The sequence below is a fragment of the Intestinimonas massiliensis (ex Afouda et al. 2020) genome, assembly GCF_001244995.1.
GTDB lineage: Bacteria > Bacillota > Clostridia > Oscillospirales > Oscillospiraceae > Intestinimonas > Intestinimonas massiliensis.
This window is the reverse complement of the sequence record NZ_LN869528.1, coordinates 497,895-511,742: the sequence shown is the minus strand read 5'-3', so window position 1 is coordinate 511,742 and position 13,848 is coordinate 497,895. Positions and strand designations below refer to the sequence as shown.

General features: G+C 65.3%; 13 protein-coding genes. 6 read left to right on the top strand and 7 right to left on the bottom strand.

Going from position 1 to position 13,848, the window contains the following annotated elements; all coding sequences use genetic code 11:
* Nucleotides 1-5 precede the first annotated feature (5 nt).
* The gene (locus BN2154_RS02650; protein WP_050617317.1) at nucleotides 6-2,216 is read right to left on the bottom strand and encodes an S-layer homology domain-containing protein; all 2,211 of its coding nucleotides are present in this window, start codon (nucleotides 2,214-2,216) and stop codon (nucleotides 6-8) included.
* 253 nt (nucleotides 2,217-2,469) lie between these two features.
* Here BN2154_RS02650 and BN2154_RS02645 point away from each other — a divergent pair, with 253 nt between their 5' ends.
* The 5 genes from BN2154_RS02645 (at nucleotide 2,470) to BN2154_RS02625 (ending at nucleotide 6,986) form a co-directional block, all read left to right on the top strand.
* Nucleotides 2,470-2,787, top strand: a complete 318-nt coding sequence (locus tag BN2154_RS02645; protein ID WP_050617316.1) for a hypothetical protein — start codon at nucleotides 2,470-2,472, stop codon at nucleotides 2,785-2,787.
* Between the two features lie 239 nt (nucleotides 2,788-3,026).
* Nucleotides 3,027-3,293, top strand: coding sequence for a 30S ribosomal protein S15 (gene rpsO, locus BN2154_RS02640; RefSeq protein ID WP_050617315.1), 267 nt, complete (start codon nucleotides 3,027-3,029; stop codon nucleotides 3,291-3,293).
* Nucleotides 3,294-3,486: 193 nt separating this feature from the next.
* Nucleotides 3,487-5,628, top strand: coding sequence for a polyribonucleotide nucleotidyltransferase (locus tag BN2154_RS02635; protein ID WP_050617314.1), 2,142 nt, complete (start codon nucleotides 3,487-3,489; stop codon nucleotides 5,626-5,628).
* A 5-nt stretch (nucleotides 5,629-5,633) separates the two neighbouring features.
* Nucleotides 5,634-6,461 (top strand): epoxyqueuosine reductase, encoded by an 828-nt coding sequence (locus BN2154_RS02630; RefSeq protein ID WP_050617313.1) that lies wholly within the window; start codon nucleotides 5,634-5,636, stop codon nucleotides 6,459-6,461.
* 45 nt (nucleotides 6,462-6,506) lie between these two features.
* A complete protein-coding gene (locus BN2154_RS02625; protein WP_050617312.1) occupies nucleotides 6,507-6,986 on the top strand; it encodes a CBS domain-containing protein in 480 nt (159 codons plus the stop codon).
* Between the two features lie 36 nt (nucleotides 6,987-7,022).
* Here the strand turns inward: BN2154_RS02625 and BN2154_RS02620 are convergent, their stop codons facing one another.
* The 4 genes from BN2154_RS02620 to BN2154_RS02605 all read right to left on the bottom strand — a co-directional run bounded on the left by BN2154_RS02620 (nucleotide 7,023) and on the right by BN2154_RS02605 (nucleotide 10,391).
* Nucleotides 7,023-8,468 (bottom strand): FAD-dependent oxidoreductase, encoded by a 1,446-nt coding sequence (locus BN2154_RS02620; RefSeq protein ID WP_050617311.1) that lies wholly within the window; start codon nucleotides 8,466-8,468, stop codon nucleotides 7,023-7,025.
* Nucleotides 8,469-8,646: 178 nt separating this feature from the next.
* Nucleotides 8,647-9,264 carry a TatD family nuclease-associated radical SAM protein gene (locus BN2154_RS02615; protein ID WP_050617310.1) on the bottom strand — a complete coding sequence of 206 codons (618 nt, stop codon included), beginning with the start codon at nucleotides 9,262-9,264 and terminating at the stop codon, nucleotides 8,647-8,649.
* Nucleotides 9,265-9,278: 14 nt separating this feature from the next.
* Nucleotides 9,279-10,046, bottom strand: a complete 768-nt coding sequence (locus tag BN2154_RS02610) for a TatD family hydrolase (RefSeq protein ID WP_050617309.1) — start codon at nucleotides 10,044-10,046, stop codon at nucleotides 9,279-9,281.
* 102 nt (nucleotides 10,047-10,148) lie between these two features.
* Nucleotides 10,149-10,391: an AbrB/MazE/SpoVT family DNA-binding domain-containing protein gene (locus BN2154_RS02605; protein WP_050617308.1), complete on the bottom strand. Its 243-nt coding sequence runs from the start codon at nucleotides 10,389-10,391 to the stop codon at nucleotides 10,149-10,151.
* 176 nt (nucleotides 10,392-10,567) lie between these two features.
* On the opposite strand from BN2154_RS02605, the gene BN2154_RS02600 reads away from it, so the two are divergent.
* Nucleotides 10,568-10,894, top strand: a complete 327-nt coding sequence (locus BN2154_RS02600; RefSeq protein WP_050617307.1) for a helix-turn-helix domain-containing protein — start codon at nucleotides 10,568-10,570, stop codon at nucleotides 10,892-10,894.
* Nucleotides 10,895-10,939: 45 nt separating this feature from the next.
* On the opposite strand, the gene metG is transcribed toward BN2154_RS02600, so the two are convergent.
* Together metG and BN2154_RS02590 are read right to left on the bottom strand one after the other, a co-directional pair.
* Nucleotides 10,940-12,898 (bottom strand): methionine--tRNA ligase, encoded by a 1,959-nt coding sequence (gene metG, locus BN2154_RS02595; RefSeq protein ID WP_050617306.1) that lies wholly within the window; start codon nucleotides 12,896-12,898, stop codon nucleotides 10,940-10,942.
* Nucleotides 12,888-13,742 carry a hypothetical protein gene (locus tag BN2154_RS02590; protein WP_050617305.1) on the bottom strand — a complete coding sequence of 285 codons (855 nt, stop codon included), beginning with the start codon at nucleotides 13,740-13,742 and terminating at the stop codon, nucleotides 12,888-12,890. The genes metG and BN2154_RS02590 overlap by 11 nt, the downstream gene beginning before the upstream one ends.
* Nucleotides 13,743-13,848 lie beyond the last annotated feature (106 nt).

Below are 13,848 nucleotides of genomic sequence, written 5' to 3'. Positions count from 1 at the left end.
TTGCCTCAGGAGGCTCGCCCCATGAAGGCATAGAGCATGACCGCGGCCTCGCCCCGGGTGGCGGTGCGGTTGGGATTCAGGCGGCCGGAGCCGTCCCCCCGAACCATGCCCAGCCCCTGGGCCAGGGCGGCGTATCCCAGCAGTCCGTCGGGAATGTCGGCCTGGTCGGAGAAGGCAGTGTGGTAGATCCCCTGGAGCCGCGCCGCCGGGCCATAGCCTCCGGCGTCCAGCAGCAGCTTGGCCGTCTCTAGACGGGTGAGCGGCCTGCCGTCCTCCCGCTCCGCCCGGGTGAGCAACCCCATGCCGTAGGCGGTGCGGTACAGGTCGTCGGCCCCGGCGTCGTCCAGAGCCCCGGGGTCCACCCGGTAGCCCCGGGTGCTGACCAGCAGGGCCACCAGGTCCCGCTGGGTCAGGGCCTGGGTGGGCGCGAAGGAATCCCCGGCGTAGCCGACGCCGTATCGGGCCAGGGCCTCCACGGCGGGCTTGGCCCAGGGAGCGTCGTCCAGGTCGCCGTACTGGACGGCGGCCTCCTCATAGCGGTGGACCACAGGTTCGCCGGTCTTGGCGTCGATGCCCAGGACGGGGTCGCCGCCGCTGACCAGGGTGTAGCCCAGTTTCAGCGTCGAGAGATAGGAGAACCCCATCTCGGCCAGCGGGCCGTAGTCGGGGTTGGACAGGTCCAGCTTCTCCGGCACGGCCACATAGCCGCCCTGTAGCTGGAAGGTGGCCAGATAGGCCTCCAGCGCAGCCTGGGGACCGATGATGCCTTCAGGGCTTTCAAAGGGGATCCCCTCAGTCCAGGCCTGGTAGAAGCCGGACACCGAACCGTCGGAGGAGTCGATCTCCGCGTAGAGGCAGTTGTCCGGGAAGAAATAGCCGTTGACCTGCTGCGCGTAGACGAAGGACCAGCTCTCGGGCTCGGCGTCATCCGGGGTGCGCCAGGCCGCCGGGCCGGAATCCCGTTCATAGGCTGCGCTCTCCCCGAAGAGCTCGCCCCGGTACTTGGACAGGAAGGCCTCCGCCTTCTTCCGGGCCTCGGCCTCGGAGACCGCCGCCCGGCAGTCCTCCCGCCAGGGCATGGAGCTGGATACGCTCTCCAACCCACCGGTCTTGGCGTCCAGGGTGACGTACCGCCGCCAGACGCCCTGGTCGGTCTGCCGGGCGTAGGTGAGCTGGGCGGTGACCTTGGCGTCCGCGGGAAGGGCGTCCTCGTCCGCGCCGGCCCGCTCCACCTGATAGGACGCGGCGGCCAGAGCGTAGGCGGTCAGACCCAGCTCCGATACCGCCCGGGCCCGCTGGTCCAGCTCTTCTTTGCTCAGCGCGCCGGTCAGCTTCTCCACCCCGGTCTGCTCCGCCTGGGTGAGGCTTTTGGCAATGTCCATGGCCGCCGCCGACTCGGCGGGGGCTGCGCTGTTCCCGTCCCCCAGCAGGGCGCCGCCCCGGCCCAGCTCCCGGTAGAGCGCGGTCAGGTCCACCAGTTGCCCGGAGACGTCATCCACATAGTATTCGTCGGTGGGGTTGGGCAGATAGCGCAGCACTGCGGCAGTCCCGTCCTCGGAGCGCACATACTCCAGCCGCAGCGAGAGGGTGTCCCGCAGCAGGGCCTTGGCGGCCTCCGCGCCGGTGCGGAACCGGGCGGCGGGGATGTCCCCCAGGTACGCGCCCTCCAGGCTGTCCCGGTAGAACCAGGTGACGGTGTTGTCGCTGCACCGCACGGAGAGGGAGAAGGACAGCGGAGAGGGCAGGCCGTTGAGCCGCAGGGCGCCGCGGCAGCGGTACTGGGTCCTCCCCAGCCAGCCGCCGGAGTCGAAGGGCTCCAGCTCCGCCGACTCCTCCTCGCCCAGCACCCGGTCCAGGAAGGCCTGGGCCGCCGCCTGGGCCTGGACCGGGTCTCCCTCGGGTAGGGACAGGGTGTCCCGGCGGTTGGAGACGTCCTCGTCGTAGCGGTCGTAGCGCAGAATCTTGCCGTCCTCGGTGGCGGTGACCTCCAGGGAGCCGGCCTCGCCGCTCCAGGACAGGTACCACGCCGGGGCCAGCTCGTTTTCCGTCAGGTCGCCGTAGAACTGGTCATAGACCTGGGTGTCGATGCCCAGCGTCTCCTTTACCCGCAGGGTGACGGCGGCCAGCCGGGCGTCGCTGTCCTCCTCCGCCGCCGCGGGCAGGGCCAGAGCACCCAGCAGGGCCAGGGTCAGCACGAGAGACAAAAGCCGTTTCATTACAAAACCTCCATTCGATCTGAAATGGTTCGCTCTGGTATCACTATACCTCTTAGACGTAAATTTTCCCATCCGGTTCCCCAAATTTTCCTTGACTTTTATCGAACATCCGTTGTATAATTTGATCGAACAAAAGTTCCCTAAACGTTGGGAGAAAAAAGACGTCCATATGTAAGAGCGGGCGGAGAAAAAGTCCGGTTTTTAGGACAGTACCTCTGGTAGACTGGCCACATCGACAGCGGGAGGGATCGGCATGCAGACCATTTACTATCAGACCAGCAGCTTTATTCGCCATGAGGGCAACGTGGTGGACCTGGGGGCATACCGCCGAAAGCTCTCGGCCGTGTCCGGCGGCGACTGGGAGGACGTGCCGGTCCAGGAGCCCGCGCCCACTCAGCCGGAGGCCGCCGCGCCCCTGCTGCGGCTGGTGCCGCCGGAGTCCCCCAAGGTCCGCGCCGCCCGCCGCCGGCGGAACGTGCGCCGGGTGGGCCTTGCCCTGGACCTGCTGGCCAGCCTGGCCGTGGTGGCCGTAACGGTGACGGCAATGGTGCAGTTCGTGCGTCTTGCCTGACCATACGTGGTATCCCCCATTCCGTGGGCCGCAAGATGTTGCGGCCCACGGAAATTTTGTTTGGAAAGGGGATTTTTTTCTTTACACAGGTGTTAAAATATGATAGTCTATTAAGGCACGTAAAGTGCCCATACCGGCCCTGGCGCTTCGTTTCGGGACACAGCCCGCTGTTCTGCGGGGGTCTCACCCGCCCGCTACGCAGCTCCATGGGCAATTGAAACAGAAAGGTGGACATCCCCATGATCCGTAAGGACGAAAAGACGGCCGTGATCGAGGCCAACCGCACGCACCCCACTGACACCGGCTCCCCCGAGGTGCAGATCGCCATCCTCACCGCCCGCATCAACGGGCTCACCGAGCATCTGCGGATGCACAAGCATGATAACCACAGCCGCCGCGGCCTGTATAAGATGATCGGCAAGCGCCGCAAGCTGCTGGACTACCTGGCCAACAAGGACGTAGAGCGTTACCGCGCCCTGATCGCGAAGCTCGGCATCCGTAAGTAAGAACCTGAATGAGGGGTGGCGCGGAACACCGTGCCGCCCCTTCTTCCCATGTACCAAAAATAGACGCCCACCAGAGCCCATCCACTTTTTTAGCAATTGAACCTGCCCTCGTCCCTGCCGCAGAGGAGGGCGCGTTCAAGTGCTAAAAGGGCTGAAGGCTCTGATGTGCGCCGATCAATGAAGGAGGACGCACATGTCAACCGTTATCACACACAAGCAGTTCCCCAACTACAAGGTCTTTGAGATGGATCTCTGCGGCCGGCCCCTGAAGATCGAGGTGGGCAAGGTGGCCGAGCTGGCCAACGCCTCGGCCATGGTCCACTACGGCGATACCACCGTGCTGGTGGCGGTCACCGCCTCCGCCCGGCCCCGGGACGGCATCGACTTCTTCCCCCTGAGCGTGGACTTTGAGGAGAAGCTGTACGCCGTGGGCCGCATCCCCGGCTCCTTCCTGCGCCGGGAGGGCCAGCCCTCCCTGCCCGCCGTGCTGGCCAGCCGGGTCATTGACCGGTCCATCCGGCCTCTGTTCCCCTACGATTTCCGCAACGACGTGGTGGTCACCGCCACCGTCATGAGCGTGGATTACGACTGCTCCCCCGAGGTCACCGCCATGATCGGCGTGTCGGCCTGCCTGGCCTACTCCAACATCCCCTGGGCCGGCCCCATCGGCTGCCTGGAGGTGGGCTATGTGGACGGCCAGATCGTGCTCAACCCCAATCAGGAGCAGAAGCACGCCTCCCAGCTCGACCTGACTGTGGCCGCCACCGAGGGCAAGGTCATCATGATCGAGGCCGGCGCCAAGGAGCTGCCTGACGACAAGATGTACGACGCCATCGTGACCGCCCATGAGGAGATCAAAAAGCAGGTGGCCCTCATCCATGCCATGGTCGCCGAGATCGGTCGGGAGAAGATGACCTACGACCACGCCGACTTCGACCAGGTGCTCTTCGACAAGATTGTGGAGGCCACTCTGGACGAGGCCAAGGCCGCCATGGACACCGACGACAAGAACGTGCGCGAGGAGCGCTGGAACAAGCTCATCGACCACTGGCACGAGCTCTTCCTGGAGGACTTCCCCGAGATGGACAAGTACCTGGAGGAGATCACCTACAAGTTCCAGAAGAAGATCGTTAAGGCCTGGCTGCTGGAGGGCCACCGGGTGGACGGCCGGGCCAAGAACGAGATCCGTCCCCTGTCCGCCGAGGTGGGGGTCCTGCCCAAGGTCCACGGCTCCGGCCTGTTCACCCGCGGCCAGACCCAGGTCCTGTCGGTCTGCACCCTGAACACCCTCTCCGCCTGCCAGAAGCTGGACACCATCTGGGAGGAAGAGGAGAAGCGGTATATGCACCACTATAACTTCCCCTCCTACTCCGTGGGCGAGGCCCGCGCCGCCCGCAGCGTCAACCGCCGCGAAAAGGGCCACGGCGCCCTGGCCGAGCGGGCCCTGGAGCCCGTCATCCCCAGCCAGGAGGATTTCCCCTACGCCATCCGCGTGGTCTCTGAGGTCCTGAGCTCCAACGGCTCCACCTCTCAGGGCTCCATCTGCGGCTCCACCCTGGCTCTGATGGACGCCGGCGTGCCCATCTCCGCCCCTGTGGCTGGCATCTCCTGCGGCCTCATCCAGGACGACGACGGCTCCTTCACCACCTTTATCGACATCCAGGGCGTGGAGGACTTCCACGGCGAGATGGACTTTAAGGTGGCCGGCACGAAGAAGGGCATCACCGCCATTCAGATGGACATCAAGAATGACGGCCTGAGCCACGCCATCATCCAGGAGGCCCTGGCCATCACCAAGGACGCCCGCTTTGCGATCCTGGACGAGGTCATGCTGCCCTGCATCGCCCAGCCCCGCCCCGACGTGGCCGACACCGCCCCCAAGATGGTGAAGATGAAGATCGACGTAGACAAGATCCGCGAGGTCATCGGCTCCGGCGGCAAGGTCATCCAGAAGATCTGCGCCGACACCGGCGCCAAGATCGACATCGAGGACGACGGCACCATCTATATCGCCGGCGTGGACAAGGCCTCCTGCGACGCCGCCAAGAAGACCATCGAGACCATCGTCTTTGTGCCCGAGGTGGGGCAACTGTATTACGGCAAGGTGGTCCGCATCCTGCCCTTCGGCGCTTTCGTAGAGCTGGCCCCCGGCAAGGACGGCATGGTGCACATCTCCAAGCTGGCCAACCGTCGGGTGGAGAAGGTGGAGGATGTGGTCAACATCGGCGACATGATTTGGGTGAAGGTCACCGAGATTGACGAGAAGGGCCGCGTGAACCTGAGCTACAAGGACGCCCTGAAGGAGCTGGAGAACAACCCCGGCCTGAAGAAGTAAGAAATATGAACGCATGGTTTGAGGCCGCTGGAGCGGCGGCGTGGGGCGCCGTCGGCTTCGGCGGCCTCTCCCGCTGGATGGACCCGCCTGCCCGGGCTCGGGCGGAGAGGCTGTGCCCCTCCCCGACCGGGGTCTTTGTGGCCGCCTTTCCCTATTACGCGGGGGATGATCCCGGCAACCTGTCCCGGTATGCCCGGGGAGAGGACTATCACGCCGCAGTGGTTCTGCGGCTGGAGCAGGTGTGCGCGCGGCTGCGGGCCCGTTGGCCGGAGCACATCTTCCGGCCCTCCGCCGACAGCAGCCCCATTCCCGAGCGGGCCGCCGCCCTGTGCGCCGGGCTGGGGGTGCTGGGGGACAACGGCCTGGTGCTGCTGGACAAATGGGGCTCCTGGATCTTTCTGGGGACCATCCTGACCAATCTGACCGGCTATCCCTGGCCGGAGCCCGTCCCCCTGCGCCGGTGCGTCCACTGCGGGGCCTGCGCCGCCGCCTGCCCCGGCGGGGCATTGGAGGCAGACGGGGTCCGGACGGACCGCTGCCTGTCCCATCTGACCCAGAAAACGGGGGAGCTGACGCCGGAGGAGGCCGCCCTTTTGTCGGCCCACCCGCTGATCTGGGGCTGCGACGTGTGCCAGCAGGTCTGCCCCTATAACCGGGCTGCGCCGGTCACCCCCCTGCCGGAATTCCGGGACGATCTGGTGCCCGCCCTGACGCTGCCGGACGTGGCGGGGCAAACCCGCAGACAGTTTTTGGAGCGCTACCCGGGGCGGGCCTTTACCTGGCGGGGACCGGGGCCGCTCCAGCGCAATCTGGAGCTGAAGGACGGGGAATAAAACGGCCGCCTTTCGCGGAAACTAACCGTGAAAGGCGGTGTATTTATGCAAGTACGCGATTTGATGAATCAGAGCGTGGTGTCCATCGACCCGTCCGAGTCGGCGGCCCTGGCGGCCCGGCTGCTGGCCCGGCATAACCTGGGCTCCCTGCCGGTGTGCGGCACGGACGGAGGCCTGCGGGGCATCGTCACCGACCGGGATATCGTGACCCGGTGTGTGGCGGCGCAGGAGGACCCCAGCAAGGTGCCGGTGCGGGACATCATGACCCGAAACTGCGCCGTGGTGGCCCCCGACGACGACGCTCACGAGGCGGCCCGCAGAATGGCGGCCCAGCAGGTCCGGCGTCTGCCGGTCATGGAGGGGGACAAGGTGGTGGGGATGCTCTCCCTGGGGGACCTGGCCTGTTGCCAGCAGTACGACATGGAGGCGGGCGCGGCCCTCAGCGAGATTTCCGACAACGTCCACCGGGTCCGCAGCATGGAGCATGTTCCTCAGAGCATCAAGCGCCACGCGGAAGAGGAGTAAAACGGGCCCCCGGCCAATGGACCGGGGGCCCGCTTCTCACTCCGGGACGTCGGCGTCCCGCTGGGCCGGGCCGTCCAGCAGACGCCCGCGGTAGTCGAACCGGGAGCCGTGGCAGGGGCAGTCCCAGCTCTTCTCATCCGGGTTCCACTCCAACTGGCAGCCCAGATGGGGGCAGCGGACCGAGACGCAGAAGACCTCCCCGCCGTCATCTTTGTAGACCCCCAGCTTTTCCCCGCGGTACTCCACCACGCCGCCATGGCCCCTGGGCAGGGCCTCCACCTCTGCCCTGGGGGGCGTGAACAGCCGTCGCCCCAGCCCCTTGGCGGCCTGGGCGCTCTCCTGGAGGAGGGCCTTCCCGGCGGCGGGGGGCTGGAAGCGCTGGGGGGTAAAGACCTCCTCCCAGGGGCTGGCGCCGGTTGTGATGAGGTCGGTGAGCAGCCGGGCGGCCACCATGGAGGAGGTCATCCCCCACTTCTGGAAGCCGGTGGCCACATACCAATTGGGTGTGGTGGCGGAGAACCGACCGATATAGGGCACACCGTCCAGGGGCATCCCGTCCTGAGCGCTCCAGGCGGCCATCTCCCGGCTCTCAGGCCAGAAGCTCCGGGCGGCCTGCCGCAGCTTCTGGTACTGCCCGCCCGCCGAATTTTCCCCGGTGCGGTGGCCCCCGCCGCCCAGCAGGAGCAGGTCTCCCTGGGGCCGGAAGGAGAGGCCGTCGCCGTCGGTGCCGAAGTACATCCCCTCCAGCCCGGCGGCGTTTTCCAGGGCCAGCACGTAGCTGCGCTCCTGGTGCATCCGGAGAAAATAGTATCCCGGGACGTTGCGGAAGGGGTAGTGACAGGCGAACACGACGTGCTCCGCCGTCACCGTCCCCCGGTCGGTGATCACCCGGTTTCCCTCCACGTCCCGTACCCGGGTCTGCTCATAGAGCTCCAGCGGCTCCGCCACGGCGTCCAGGAAGCGCAGCGGGTGGAACCGGGCTTGATTCCCGAACCGCAGGGCGGCGGCCACGGGGAAGGGCAGCTCGGTGTCGGCCGTGCAGGCCGCGTCGATGCCCAGGCTGTGGGCGGCCTCCGCCTCCCGGTGGATGGGCCAGGGGTCCCCGGTGGCGTAGAGGTAGGCCGGGCAGTCGGTAAAGTCGCAGTCGATGCCCCCCTCCCGGACCATACGGCGGTATTCCGCCACGGCCCACTGGTTAGCCTGGGCGTAGAGCACGGCCTTTTCCCGGCCGAGCTGGTCGATGAGCCGCTCGTAGATGAGGCCGTGCTGGGCGGTGATCTTGGCGGTGGTGCGCCCGGTCTGGCCACTTCCGGCCCGGGCGGCCTCCAGCACCACCGTCTCCAGCCCCGCCGCCCGGAGAAAATGGGCGGTGAGGATGCCGGCCAGCCCGCCGCCGATGACGGCGGCGTCTACCTTCCGGTCCCCCGACAGGGGCTCCCGAGGCCGCAGGGAGGCGGTCCTGTTCCAAATGGATTCCTGCATGGCATATCCCACCTTTGGGCGGGGGAGGGCCCCGCCGTTCTCGATGGTCTAGCATGCGCGATATTTTGGAAAATATGCGCCGTTCAGCCCTGAGCCTGCCAGAGAGGCTCCCAACTGGCGGAGTTTTCCCCCACCGAGACGTTCCGCTTGCGGGGCTGGGCCCCAAGGGTTTGCCGGTTCAGTCGGGAATATACTCCCGGATGCGCAGCACGGCCCCCAGCCCCTCGGCCAGGGCCCGGCAGGCGGCGATCTCGGCCGGGCTCTTGTCCTTGTTGACGATGGTCATCACCACCGTGGGCACATACCCTGCCGCCCGGCGGGTAAAGTCCAGCATGGCCTGCCAGGCCGCTTCCCCGTCCCGGGGATGGGTGACGGCGCAGTACTCCTCCGCCGTGGAACCGTTGAGGGAGATGGACAGCACGTCGATGCGGCCCTTTAGATCGGGGGTCACGTCCCGGCCCAGGATCAGATTGGCGTGGCCGTTGGTGTTGATGCGCACCGGCGGCAGGGCGGGAACGGCCTGTTTCAGCGCATCCACCAGCCAGCAGATGTCGTCGGTGCGGAACATGGGCTCCCCAAAGCCACAGAACACCAGCTCCCGGTAGCAGGAGAAGTCCCGGGAGAGCAGGTCGGCCAGGGCCTCCTCCCGGGTGGGCTCGTGGTCCAGCCACAGGTCATCGGCGTAGATACTGCCATTGTGGCCGTTGTGCCGCAGGCAGAACACGCAGGCGCAGTCGCACCGGTTGGTCAGGTTAACGTACAGCGCCCCTTCATACGCATAGGAAATGGTCTCCATACGGTTGTACCTCCTCACAGAATGTTGAAAAACCGTTTGCCGTTTTCCAGGGTGGCCCGGAGGACTTCTCCGGTCTCCAGCCCCTTGAGCTGGGCCACACGGGCGGCGGTCAGGGGGAGGAAGGAAGAGTCGCACCGCTCCCCCCGGTGGGGCTCGGGCGCCATGTAGGGGGCGTCGGTCTCCAGCATGAGCCGGTCCAGCGGGACCCAGCGCACCACCTCCGGAGCCCGCCTGGCGTTGGAGAAGGTGATGTTCCCGGTGAAGGAGAGCATCCAGCCCCGGTCCACCGCCACCTTGGCGTCCTCCAGGCTGAGGGCGCAGCAGTGGAACACGCCCCGGGCGTTGGGGTGGGAGCGGACGATATCCAGGCAGTCCTTGTGGGCGTCCCGGTCGTGGACGATGGCAGGCAGGTCCAGCTCCTCCGCCAGGGAGAGCTGGGCGTCGAAGAAGTCCCGGGAGAAGGCCCGGGCCTCGGGGGTCTTGACCCAGTAGTAGTCCAGGCCGATCTCCCCAATGGCCCTGACCCTGGGGTGGGCGGCCAGGGCGCGGACTTGGTCCAGGTCGGCCAGGGCGGCTCCCTCCAGGTTCTCCGGGTGGAAGCCCACAGCGGCGTAGAGGAAGTCGTACCGCTCGGCCAGGGCCACCGAGGCGGCGGAGGACGCCAGATCACAGCCGGGGCAGACCGCCAGCGCCAGTCCCCGGGCGGGCAGAGCGGCCAGCAGTGCGTCCCGGTCGGGCTCAAAGGCGCCGTCGTAATAGTGGGCATGGGTGTCGAAATACATGGTCTACAGCTCCTGTTGTCGGTTTGTTCCATGATACAATGTTTTTTGGCAGAAAGCAAGGCGGGCCCTGACGAAGGTCAGGGCCCGCCGTTGTTCGGAGGGTCAGAGAAGGGCCAGGGCCCGGCGGCAGGCGGGGCAGACGTTTTTGCCTCGGAAGAGAATCACGTCGGCGGTCTCGCCACAGAAGACGCAGGAGGGCTGGTATTTGGTCAGGAGGATGCACCCCTCGTCCACGGAGATCTCCAGCGGGTCTTTATCCTGGATGCCCATGGTCCTGCGGAGCTCGATGGGCAGGACGATGCGGCCCAATTCGTCTACGGTCCTTACGATTCCGGTTGCTTTCATAGCGGGAGGTCTCCTTCCATTTTTAAAATCCAAGTATTTTTGGAAACTGTAACCATTCTACAATGAGTTACAAATTATGTCAATCTTTTTTCGGTAAAAATTATTGGAAATTAGGTCAAAACATCAAAAGCCCCCCCACCTGGATATAATGCAATCATACAAAGGGGGCGATCCAGATGACATTTGGGGAAAAGTTGCAAGAACTGCTGGACTGGCGCGGCAAAAGTCAGTCCAAGGTGGCGGAGCTAGCAGAGGTCTCCCAAAGTGCAATCAGTGATTATGTCAACGGCAGGAGCACCCCTTCGATTGACGCCGCCCGGAGGATTGCCAAGGCGCTGGACGTCTCCCTCTGGACACTGCTCAACGGCGAAGCCCTGGCCGTTGTTTCCATGGACCTGACCGAGCGAGAGCGCCGGCTGGTCAGCGGCTACCGCCGCCTGAACGACGAACAGCGGGCGGCGGTGGACCAGTTGCTCCAGGCCATGGGTCCCGATCCCAAATAACAAAAGAGCCCGCCCCGGTCGGGGGCGAGCTCTTTCGTTGTCCGGTCAGCACAGCTCAAAGCCGGCGGGCACCTTGTCGTCCAGCATCAGCAGGTGGAGCTGCTCCTTGCCGTCGATCTCCTTCACGGCGGAAATGAGCATCCCGTTGGACTCCAGGCCCATCATCTTTCGGGGGGCCAGATTGACGCAGGCCACCAGGGTCTTGCCCACCAGGTCCTCGGGCTCGTAATACTCGTGGATGCCGGAGAGGATTTGCCGGGTCTGGCCCTCGCCGCAGTCCAGGGTGAAGCGGAGCAGCTTCTTGGACTTCTTCACCGCGTCGCACTCCAGCACCTTGCAGGTCAGGAACTTCACCTTGGCAAAGTCGTCGATGGTGATATACTCTGGCTCCTTGGCGTCCTGGGCTGCCTGCTTGGCCGCCTCAGACGCTTTCTCCAGCTCCTCCAGCTCCTTCTTCACGTCGATGCGGGGGAAGAGGTTGTCCCCCCGGCTGACCTGGGCGTCGGCAGGCAGCCGGCCCCAGGCGCCGGCGCTCTCCCAGGTCTGAAGAGAGGCGTCCGCCCCGATCTGGGCAAAGATCTTCTCACAGGTCTGGGGCATAAAGGGGGTGAGCAGCACGGCGGATATGCGGATGGACTCCAGCAGGTTATACATCACCCGGGCCAGACGGGGGCCGTTGGCCTCCAGGTCCTTGGCCAGCACCCAGGGCTTGTTCTCGTCGATATACTTGTTGGCCCGGCCGATGACGGTAAAGACCTCTATCAGGGCATTCTGGAAGGCGTATTTTTCCATCTGGGCCTCGTATTTCTCCCGCAGGCCGGCCCCCAGGGCCGCCAGCTCGTCGTCCAGAGGATCGGCGGTCTGGGCGGCGGGCAGCTTGCCGCCTGGGAAGTACTTGCCCACCATGGACACCGTGCGGGAGACCAGGTTGCCCAGGTCGTTGGCCAGGTCGGTATTGATGCGGGTGATAAGGGCCTCGTTGGAGAAGTTGCCGTCGGAGCCGAAGGGGAACTCCCGCAGCAGGAAGTACCGCAGGGCGTCCACGCCATAGCGCTCGGCCAGCAGGTAGGGGTCCACCACGTTGCCCTTGGACTTGCTCATTTTGCCGCCGTCCAGCAGCAGCCAGCCGTGGCCGTACACCTTCTTGGGCAGGGGCAGGTCCAGAGCCATCAGGATGGCGGGCCAGATGATGGAGTGAAAGCGGACGATCTCCTTGCCCACGAAGTGCACGTCGGCGGGCCAGAACTGGTCAAAGTCGTGGTACTTCTCATTGTCGTAGCCCAGGGCGTTGATGTAGTTCGACAGGGCGTCGATCCAGACGTACACCACGTGGCCCGGGTCGAAATCCACGGGCACGCCCCAGGAAAAGCTGGTCCGGGAGACGCAAAGGTCCTCCAGGCCGGGCTTGATGAAGTTGTTGACCATCTCGTTGACCCGGCTGCGGGGCTCGAGGAAGTCGGTATCCTCCAGCAGGTGCTGGATGCGGTCGGCGTACTTGGACAGCTTGAAGAAGTAAGCCTCCTCCTCGGCGTCCACCACCTCCCGGCCGCAGTCGGGGCACTTGCCGTCCACGAGCTGGGTCTCGGTCCAGAAGGACTCGCAGGGCTTGCAGTATTTGCCCACGTATTTGCCCTTGTAGATGTCCCCCTGCTCATAGAGCTGCTTAAAAATCTTCTGCACCGACTCCATGTGATAGTCGTCGGTGGTGCGGATAAAGCGGTCGTTGCTGATGTTCATCAGCTTCCACAGGTCCAGCACCCCACGGGGGCCCTCCACGATGTTGTCCACGAAGGCCTTGGGGGCCAGACCGGCCTCCCGGGCCTTGTCCTCGATCTTCTGGCCATGCTCGTCGGTGCCGGTGAGGAACATGACCTCGTATCCCTGCAGGCGTTTGTAGCGGGCCATGGCGTCGGTGGCCACGGTGCAGTAGGTGTGGCCGATGTGGAGCTTGTCGGACGGGTAATAGATGGGCGTGGTGATATAAAAGGTGTTTTTATCCTTCATCCGGGGTTCCCTCCCTATTGATTTCAGTCTCTCCGGTATCTTCCGGTTGCAGCCGGCGGGGCATTCGCGGGCCCTCCGGCCGGGCGGCGTTGTACTGCAGAAGGACGGTGGTGGCCAGCAGGTAGAGGGCGAAGGCCACAAACAGCAGCAGCATGGACACATCATGGCGGTCGGCCAGGGTCACCAGGCAGAAGTAGACGCCCAGCAGCGAGAAGAAGGAGGCCCGAAAGACCTTGGCGCGCTCAAAGGCAAAGCCCGCCGTAAAGTAGGTGCCCAGCACCGCGGCGATGACGGCAAAGAGCTGGTAGACGTAGTCCAGGATCACCGGGTCGGCGGAGCGGGCCTGATAGGCCGAGATGAGCCACAGACAGCAGGTGTAGGACGGCAGAAGCAGGGCGGCGCTGTACTTGCCGCGGCCCTCCATGCGGTAGTTGTTTTTGCCCACCACGAACAGGCACGCGGCGGATACCAGACTCATCAGGGCCAGCAGCACCCGGGAGAAGGCCGTCACGTCGTGCCGCAGGTAGAGCAGGAAGGTGAGCAGGCCGGAGGCGGCCATCAAAAAGGCGGCGGCCACCAGGACCGTCAGATACAGGGCGTTGTTGGGGGCGCCGAAGGCCTCGTCATAGCCGCCGGGGAAGACCCGATGGGTGCCCCGGCACAGCACGGCCAGCACGGCGGCCACCACCACGGTCAGGGCGATGAGGGCCCAGGTGGCGGGGGCTCCGGCCACGGGCAGGCCGGTGTCCGGCTCGAAGGCGGTGGAGAGCTCCCAACGGCGCAGGAGAAAGCCCGCCGCTCCGCCCGCCACGGCCACGCCGGGAAGCAGGATATCTTTCCGCATGTGTTCAAGTCCTCTCTGAAAAAAGAGTTCAGATCAGTATACCACGTTTTGGGAGGATGGAAAAGAGGTCCGGCCGACAAGGCGGTCCGGGGCCGCGTCGGAGTGT

What these genes read in the sequence shown, in the direction of transcription:
- BN2154_RS02650 (WP_050617317.1), bottom strand. Translation starts at nt 2,216, where the DNA reads ATGAAACGGCTTTTGTCTCTCGTGCTGACCCTGGCCCTGCTGGGTGCT.
- BN2154_RS02645 (WP_050617316.1), top strand. Translation starts at nt 2,470, where the DNA reads ATGCAGACCATTTACTATCAGACCAGCAGCTTTATTCGCCATGAGGGC.
- rpsO (WP_050617315.1), top strand. Translation starts at nt 3,027, where the DNA reads ATGATCCGTAAGGACGAAAAGACGGCCGTGATCGAGGCCAACCGCACG.
- BN2154_RS02635 (WP_050617314.1), top strand. Translation starts at nt 3,487, where the DNA reads ATGTCAACCGTTATCACACACAAGCAGTTCCCCAACTACAAGGTCTTT.
- BN2154_RS02630 (WP_050617313.1), top strand. Translation starts at nt 5,634, where the DNA reads ATGAACGCATGGTTTGAGGCCGCTGGAGCGGCGGCGTGGGGCGCCGTC.
- BN2154_RS02625 (WP_050617312.1), top strand. Translation starts at nt 6,507, where the DNA reads ATGCAAGTACGCGATTTGATGAATCAGAGCGTGGTGTCCATCGACCCG.
- BN2154_RS02620 (WP_050617311.1), bottom strand. Translation starts at nt 8,468, where the DNA reads ATGCAGGAATCCATTTGGAACAGGACCGCCTCCCTGCGGCCTCGGGAG.
- BN2154_RS02615 (WP_050617310.1), bottom strand. Translation starts at nt 9,264, where the DNA reads ATGGAGACCATTTCCTATGCGTATGAAGGGGCGCTGTACGTTAACCTG.
- BN2154_RS02610 (WP_050617309.1), bottom strand. Translation starts at nt 10,046, where the DNA reads ATGTATTTCGACACCCATGCCCACTATTACGACGGCGCCTTTGAGCCC.
- BN2154_RS02605 (WP_050617308.1), bottom strand. Translation starts at nt 10,391, where the DNA reads ATGAAAGCAACCGGAATCGTAAGGACCGTAGACGAATTGGGCCGCATC.
- BN2154_RS02600 (WP_050617307.1), top strand. Translation starts at nt 10,568, where the DNA reads ATGACATTTGGGGAAAAGTTGCAAGAACTGCTGGACTGGCGCGGCAAA.
- metG (WP_050617306.1), bottom strand. Translation starts at nt 12,898, where the DNA reads ATGAAGGATAAAAACACCTTTTATATCACCACGCCCATCTATTACCCG.
- BN2154_RS02590 (WP_050617305.1), bottom strand. Translation starts at nt 13,742, where the DNA reads ATGCGGAAAGATATCCTGCTTCCCGGCGTGGCCGTGGCGGGCGGAGCG.